Below are 6,014 nucleotides of genomic sequence, written 5' to 3'. Positions count from 1 at the left end.
TCGACCTCAATGTAAGCCAACGATAGGATGGCAAACTGTTCGCGATGTCCTCGCACAGCTGTTCGCGATGTCCCCGGTCCAAACAGGGGGGAGATCAGCTGTCATTGTCGCTTTCGCCAATCTCCAGCGTTGCAAGACGGCCGGCAACGCCAAAGCTGCCAATCTCCCTCCTTGTGGGGGAGATGTCCGGCAGGACAGAGGGGGGCGCGAAAAAGCTCTCATCGTTGAAGCTGAGCACACAAGCGGCGCGCAAGTCTGGAGAGACTTCCTTACCCCTCCAGCCAAGTGTCCGCCCAGTTCGATACCGCCCAGCGCGGATTGTTGGCGATGTTCCTGACCGTATCACGTGCGACGCTGATGAAACTCCATTCGGCGACGTTGATCAGTGGCAGGTCAGCGGCAACTTTTCTCTGGAACTCCTTGTAGAGTCCGGTGCGGGCGGCGGTGTCGAGCGTCTCCGATGCCTTGGCGATCAGGGCATCGAGTTCGGCGTTCTTATAGCCGCCCTGGTTGGAGAAGGGCACGCCGTCTGGAATGCCGCTCTGCACCAGGATGGTGGTCGAGATCGCAGGATCGCCGCGGAACACCGGCGGCCCGACCGCAAGGTCGAAGGCGTGGTCGGTGTAAACAGCCTTGATATGCGCGGCCGAGTCGTTGTTGACCAGCTGAGCGTCGATGCCGACGGCGGCGAGCGCCTGGCGCAGATAGTCGCCGAACTGCTTGGTCTCGTTGAAATAGGGCGCCGGCAGCAGTTTCAGTGAAAAGCGCTTGCCGTCATCGCCTCGGCTGTAGCCGGCCTCGTCCAGCAGGGTGTTGGCCTTGGCGACGTCGAAGGCGTACGTCGGCACGTCGGCGGTGTAGAATTGCGGGTCGTTTTTCGGCACCGGGCCAGTGGCGGTGGCGGCATAGCCGAGAAACACCGTCTTGACGACGAAATCCTTGTCGATGGCGTGAGCGATCGCCTGGCGCACTTTCAGGTCGGCCAGCTCCTTGCGGCGATGGTTGATCTCGACGACGAGCTGGTAGGTCAGCCCTTCATAACCCTTGGTGATCACCTTGAGGCCGGGCACTTTGGATATGCGGTCGAGATCGGCGAGGGGCACGGCGGAGAAGGCGGCGAGCTGGATCTCTTCGGCCTCGAGCGCGCTGGCCGCTGCTGTGCGGTCCGGCAGCACCTGATAGATGATCTCGTCGAGATAGGGCTCGTCCTTGCCCCAATAATCCGTATTCTTCTCCAGCCGGTAATATTCGCCGGGTTTGTATTCGGCGAATTTGAACGGTCCGGTGCCGACCGGGGCGTTGTTGGCCGGGTTGTCCTCGATCTTTCCGGTCTCGTAGATGTGCTTGGGCACCACGCTGCTCAGCGCCGGCAAGGCGTTGCGGATCAGCTGGAACGGTGTCGGCTTGGCGAATTTGAACACGGCGGTGGCTTCGTCCGGCGTGTCGACCGCCTCCAGATCCTTGAACACGGTGCGGCCGAGATTCTGCAACGGCTTCCAGATATGCAGCGCCGAGAACGCGACATCGCCGGAGGTGAAGGGTTTACCGTCATGCCATTTGACGCCCTCGCGCAGCTTGAACGTCACCGACAGGCCGTCGGTGGCACCTTCCCAGCTGAGTGCCAGGCGCGGATCGAGCCCGTCCTTGCCCTCAAAGGAGGCCTCAGCCAAGGTTTCTACGATCTTGCTCGAAATGAAGAAGACGCCGTTCGAGGCGACGATCGCCGGATTGAGATTGCGCGGCTCGGAATCAGCGGCGACAACCAGTCGTCCGCCCTTTTTCGGCGTCTGCGCCGACCCGATCGTCGGCATCGCGGTGGAGGCCAGCAGCAATGCCGAACCCGCAAGCATCGTACGTCTGGAAATGGTGAACTCTGGCATGATCGAACTCCGTCCTCTCCGCGGACCCGGCCGGGTCCGCCGTACCCCTCGGACGCTCGTAAGCATCCTGCACGGCTGATTATGGGCCTTGTGCGGGGTTTCGCCAAAGACGGAATTGGCGCATCCTCACGTGGCTTTGAAATTTCCGTCCGTTGGACCAGTTGTACGGAAACGGTTCGATGCGCGGTTCTGGCAGGACCCAGACTGGAGTAAAGTGCAGCAGGTGGACCAGCTTTGGGGCTGGTTCGCCCGTTCTGGCTGGACCAGATCGGGCAAAATGATGCAGATTAAGCATAGCCGAGGGTCAGAGCCGGAAAGCCGGTGCCGGCGAGCGGCCGGCCAAGGGATTTCAGGGAGAGAGACATGAACATTGCCCCAGGCAAGAATGCCGTCGGCGGCGTGCCGTTCGACCAGGCTCGGGTGGACGGGCTGATGGAGGAGGCCGGCATCGACGTGCTGCTCGCCACCTCCAAGCACAACACGCAGTATCTGCTTGGCGGCTACAAGTTCATCTTCTTCGCCGCCATGGATGCGATCGGCCACAGCCGTTATCTGCCTGTCGTCGTCTATGAGAAAGGTGGGCCGGAGCATGCCGCCTATATCGCCAACCGCATGGAAGGCGGCGAGCACCAGAACCATCCATTCTGGACGCCGACACTGCATGCCGCCTGCTGGGGCACGCTCGATGCCGCCAACCTGGCGGTCGAGCATTTGCGAAAGATCGGCAAGGGCAATGCCCGCGTCGGCATCGAGCCCGCCTTCCTGCCGTCCGACGCCTATATGCTGATCCGCAACGCGCTGCCGGATGCCAAGCTGATCGATGCGACTGATATGCTGGAGCGCATGCGCGCAATCAAAACCGAGGCCGAGTTGGAGAAGCTGCGCATCGCCTCCGAGCTGATCACCGATTCCATGCTGGCGACCATCGGCTGGGCACGCGAAGGCACGACCAAGAGCGAGATCATCGAACAGCTCAGGCGCGAGGAGACCAATCGCGGCGCGCATTTCGAATATTGCCTGTTGACGCTAGGCTCCAGCCACAACCGCGCCGCCTCGCCGCAGGCCTGGAAACGGGGCGAGGTGATGTCGATCGATTCCGGCGGCAACTACCACGGCTATATCGGCGACCTTTGCCGCATGGGCGTGCTGGGCGAGCCTGACGCCGAACTCGAGGATCTGCTGGCCGAGATCGAGACAGTGCAGCAGGCGGCCTTCTCCAAGGTCAAGGCGGGCACGCTGGGCGGTGACATGATTTCTCATGCCGAAGGCGTGCTGAAGAAGTCGAAGGTTGCGCCCTATACCGATTTCTTCGCGCATGGCATGGGGCTGATCACGCATGAAGCGCCGTTCCTGATGACCAACCATCCGGTGACCTATGAAGGCACCTATGCCGCAAAGCCGCTGGAGAAGAACATGGTGCTTTCGGTCGAGACGACCATGCTCCACCCGACGCGCGGCTTCATCAAGCTGGAGGACACGGTGGCGGTCACCGACACAGGGTACGTGATGTTCGGCGATCGGGGCCGGGGCTGGAACGCGGGCGGGGGTTAGGCGCTTCTATCCCCGCCCGGCGGGATCAACCTGAAATCCGGCAACTCCCGCAACGCCAGTTCCGGCCCGGCCGGCGAATAGACGACGAAAAGCTGCATCGGCCCATCGCCGGTATTGAGCGTCGAGTGGAAGCGGCTTTCCGGCACATAGATGGTGCAGCCGGGGCCGACTTTCTCGACGACCGGGTTGCCTTTCTCGTCCTCGACCATCTGCTCGCCATCGCCTGAGATGACGAAGATGATCTCCTCCGCACCCGGATGGTTATGACGCGTATGGCCCTTGCCCGACGGGAGGTCGACGACACCACCGGAAAATCGCTTTGCGCCGTTCACTTCGGGAGCGACCGTCAGCGACAGCCTGCCCCAGTCGAAGCCGAAGGCGCTGACGTCTTTTGGATATACGAACACCTTGCTGTTGTCGGTCATCGTCCCACCTTCTTTTGCTGGTCTCTACGCAGCGCCGAACGTGACGGCCTTGAAATCCGCCGTCTGCCTGGCGATCGAGGCTTCCGCCGGCAGCCGCTCCATCGAACTGGCGCCATAGAACCCGTGCAGGCCCTTGCAGCGCTCGAGAATATATCTGGCGTCGTCCGGCATCGAGATCGGCCCGCCATGGCAAAGCAGGATTATATCCTCGCGCACTGAGCGTGCCGCTTTGGCGATGGCGTCGATCTCGCTGACACAGTCGTCCAGCGATTTAGCCGACGTCGCGCCGATCGAGCCGCCGGTGGTCACCCCCATATGGGCGACGACGATGTCGGCGCCGGCTGTTGTCATGGCGCGCGCCTCGTCTGGGTTGAAGACATAGGGCGTGGTCAACAGGTCGAGTCTGTGAGCCTCGGCGATCATGTCGATCTCGAGCCCGAAGCCCATGCCGGTTTCTTCAAAACTCCGCCGCATCTGGCCGTCGAACAGGCCGATGGTCGGAAAATTCTGGACGCCGGAAAAGCCCATCGTCTTCAACTCGGCCAAAAGCAGCGGCATGATGACGAAGGGATCAGTGCCGTTGACGCCGGCCAGCACCGGCGTCTTCTTCACCACCGGCAGCACTTCGTAGGCCATCTCCTTGACGATCTCGTTGGCGTTGCCATAGGCGAGCAGGCCGGCGGCCGAGCCGCGCCCGGCCATGCGGTAGCGGCCGGAATTGTAGATGATGATCAGGTCGATGCCGCCGGCTTCCTCGGCCTTGGCCGACAGGCCGGTGCCGGCACCGCCGCCGACGATCGGCACGCCATCCGCAATCATCATGCGGAATTTCTCCAGGATTTTCTTGCGCGGTATGGCGGCCATGTCTTGGTGTCTCACTGTCTGGCGATGTCGAGGAAGGCCGTTGTGGCGGCCCAGGCGAATTCCGGATCGTTGATGTGCAGCGGCAGGCGCAGCACGCGCCGCGTTTTGGCGGGTTTGATGGTACGCTCGATCGCCTCGAACAAAGCGGCATCGGCTTCAGGGTCGAAGAAGGCGCCGCCTTCGATGTCGAGCGCCGACACGCCTTTCTCCGGAATGAGGAAACGAACCGGACCCTGGCAGAGGCTCAGCCTTGTCCCGATCCATTCGCCGATCGTCCTGCTTTCGTCGGCAGTGGTGCGCATCAGCGTGACGTTTGGATTGTGCTCATAAAACAGCCGGCCGCGATAGCGTTCCGGAATTGTCGGCGGCGCCCAGAAATTGACCATGTCGAGCGCGCCGACCGAGCCGATATAAGGCAGCCTGGTGCGGGCGATGGCGACAAAGCGATCTTCGGTCGCCGGCAGCACGCCGCCAAGCAGCAAGTCGCAGACTTCGGTCGTTGTGATGTCGATGACGCCGGACAACAGGCCGCTGTCGGCCATTTTTTCCATGGTGCGGCCGCCGGTTCCGGTGGCATGAAAGACCATGCAGTCATAGGTCGAACGAAGCTCATCGGCGATCGCGGTCACGCATGGCGTGGTGACGCCGAACATGGTCAGGCCTATCGAGGGTCTGCCGTCGGCCGGCGGCGCCGGCTTTGCCGCCATGCCTGATATCGCCTGGGCGGCATTGTGCAGCACGACACGGGAAAGTCGGTTGAGGCCGGCCATGTCGGTCACCGACGGCATCATGACGATGTCGGAGACGTCGACGTAAGGCGTGGTGTCACCGGAGGCCAACGTCGAAACCATGATCTTGGGCAGGCCGAGCGGCAGCGTGCGCATTCCTGCGGTGATGATCGAGGTGCCGCCACCGCCGCCAATGCCGATAATCCCGGCAATGTCGCTGCGCGATTGAACAAACCGGGCAAAGGCGGCAGCCATTGCCGCCACCGCGGTGCCGCGATCGTCGACGCCGAGCACGGCGTTGCGACCCTCGGAATGGTGGCTGGCGACCTCGTCTGCCGAAATGTCGACCGGCACGGTCGCGCCGCGTGTTCCGATGTCGACACGGGCAATCGAAGCGCCGGTAGCGGCGACCGCATCGGACAGAAATGCGAGTTCCTCGCCCTTGGTGTCGGCGGTGCCCACCACATAGATGCGCTTCATCGCGTTTCCCCGGTCTTGGGCGTGTTCGGCGCTGCCGCCCCTTTGCCTGGCCGTTCGATGGGCGAAGGGCCATTGCAATTTTTTGA

At 62.4% G+C, this 6,014-nt stretch carries 5 protein-coding genes; 1 reads left to right on the top strand and 4 read right to left on the bottom strand.

Annotated elements, in window-relative coordinates; genetic code table 11:
• Window positions 1-269: 269 nt before the first annotated feature.
• Window positions 270-1,880, bottom strand: a complete 1,611-nt coding sequence (locus tag NKH42_RS22920; protein ID WP_352506673.1) for an ABC transporter substrate-binding protein — start codon at window positions 1,878-1,880, stop codon at window positions 270-272.
• Window positions 1,881-2,243: 363 nt separating this feature from the next.
• On the opposite strand from NKH42_RS22920, the gene NKH42_RS22915 reads away from it, so the two are divergent.
• Complete coding sequence (locus tag NKH42_RS22915) at window positions 2,244-3,431, top strand: M24 family metallopeptidase (RefSeq protein WP_352506672.1); 1,188 nt, start codon at window positions 2,244-2,246, stop codon at window positions 3,429-3,431.
• On the opposite strand, the gene NKH42_RS22910 is transcribed toward NKH42_RS22915, so the two are convergent.
• Genes NKH42_RS22910 through NKH42_RS22900 form a run of 3 tightly spaced genes read right to left on the bottom strand, consistent with a single transcriptional unit; the run spans window position 3,428 to window position 5,928 of the window.
• Window positions 3,428-3,856, bottom strand: coding sequence for a cupin domain-containing protein (locus tag NKH42_RS22910; protein ID WP_352691137.1), 429 nt, complete (start codon window positions 3,854-3,856; stop codon window positions 3,428-3,430). The two genes, NKH42_RS22915 and NKH42_RS22910, sit on opposite strands and share 4 nt — an antisense overlap.
• A 24-nt stretch (window positions 3,857-3,880) precedes the next feature.
• Window positions 3,881-4,720, bottom strand: a complete 840-nt coding sequence (locus NKH42_RS22905) for a phosphoenolpyruvate hydrolase family protein (protein WP_352506670.1) — start codon at window positions 4,718-4,720, stop codon at window positions 3,881-3,883.
• An 11-nt stretch (window positions 4,721-4,731) separates the two neighbouring features.
• Complete coding sequence (locus NKH42_RS22900) at window positions 4,732-5,928, bottom strand: Tm-1-like ATP-binding domain-containing protein (protein ID WP_352691135.1); 1,197 nt, start codon at window positions 5,926-5,928, stop codon at window positions 4,732-4,734.
• Window positions 5,929-6,014 lie beyond the last annotated feature (86 nt).

The sequence above is a fragment of the Mesorhizobium sp. M1142 genome (assembly GCF_040318565.1).
In the GTDB taxonomy this organism is placed as follows: domain Bacteria; phylum Pseudomonadota; class Alphaproteobacteria; order Rhizobiales; family Rhizobiaceae; genus Mesorhizobium.
This window is presented reverse-complemented; position numbering and strand designations above follow the sequence as displayed.

Bases quoted from the DNA above. Each gene is read 5' to 3' on its own strand.
- NKH42_RS22910 (WP_352691137.1), bottom strand. From the start codon at position 3,856: ATGACCGACAACAGCAAGGTGTTCGTATATCCAAAAGACGTCAGCGCC.
- NKH42_RS22920 (WP_352506673.1), bottom strand. From the start codon at position 1,880: ATGCCAGAGTTCACCATTTCCAGACGTACGATGCTTGCGGGTTCGGCA.
- NKH42_RS22915 (WP_352506672.1), top strand. From the start codon at position 2,244: ATGAACATTGCCCCAGGCAAGAATGCCGTCGGCGGCGTGCCGTTCGAC.
- NKH42_RS22900 (WP_352691135.1), bottom strand. From the start codon at position 5,928: ATGAAGCGCATCTATGTGGTGGGCACCGCCGACACCAAGGGCGAGGAA.
- NKH42_RS22905 (WP_352506670.1), bottom strand. From the start codon at position 4,720: ATGGCCGCCATACCGCGCAAGAAAATCCTGGAGAAATTCCGCATGATG.